This window comes from Sphingomonas yabuuchiae (assembly GCF_001477495.1).
Lineage (GTDB): Bacteria > Pseudomonadota > Alphaproteobacteria > Sphingomonadales > Sphingomonadaceae > Sphingomonas > Sphingomonas yabuuchiae_A.
In genome coordinates, this window is sequence record NZ_LDTF01000158.1 from 1 (window position 1) to 942 (window position 942).

The 942-nt window shown below is 63.4% G+C and carries 1 protein-coding gene; it reads left to right on the forward strand.

Annotated features, from left to right (window positions below):
* A partial coding sequence (locus NS355_RS18850) for a glycine--tRNA ligase subunit beta (protein WP_153008288.1) occupies positions 1-942 on the forward strand: 942 nt, incomplete at both ends.

Genomic DNA, 942 nt, shown 5'->3' on the forward strand with positions numbered 1-942 from the left:
CTCACCCCGGCCCTCTCCCCGATGGGGAGAGGGAGCGGCTTGCCGATCTGGCGGAGCGCGCCGCGTATCTGGCGAAAGCCGATCTCGTCACCGGTATGGTCGGCGAGTTCCCCGAATTGCAGGGTCTGATGGGCGGCTATTACGCCGCCGCGCATGGCGAAGACCCGCGCGTCGCCGAGGCGGTTCGCGATCACTATAAGCCGGTCGGGCAGGGGGATGATGTCCCCACCGCACCCGTGACGGTGGCCGTGGCGCTGGCGGATAAGCTGGATACGCTGGTCGCATTCTTTGCTGTAGGTGAGCAGCCTACGGGGTCCAAGGACCCGTTCGCTATCCGGCGAGCCGCATTGGCAATTTTGCGACTTATCCAAGTCAACGATCTTCGAATGCAGATGGCTAGAGTTATGGCTACGTCAGCAAAGCCAGTCATCGACCGGATTTTGGACGAGCCGTATCGTTCCGCATGTAACGCCGAAGAATTGATCAGACATGGCTTCGTGTCGAAGACGCCGTATGTGGCTGATCCCACCAGCATCACGGGACCGGGAGCTTACATTCGGACGAACGTTTTGTTGGGCTTGCCAGCATTGGCAGGCTTCTTCGCCGACCGTCTGAAAGTCCAGCAACGCGAAGCGGGCGTCCGTCACGACCTGATCGACGCGGTGTTCGCGCTCGGCGGCGAGGACGATCTCGTCCGCCTGCTCGCCCGCGTTCATGCGCTCCAAGCTTTCGTCACCACCGACGACGGCACCAACCTGCTCGCCGGGTATAAGCGCGCCGCGAACATCCTGAAGAAGGAAGGGGTCGAGGGCGATCAGAGCTGGACCGAGCCGACCTATACCCCCGAACCCGCCGAGGCCGATCTGATCGCCGCGCTCGACGCCGCCGAGCCCAAGGCGGCGCAAGCGGTGAAGGCCGAGGATTTCGAGGCCGCGATGGCCC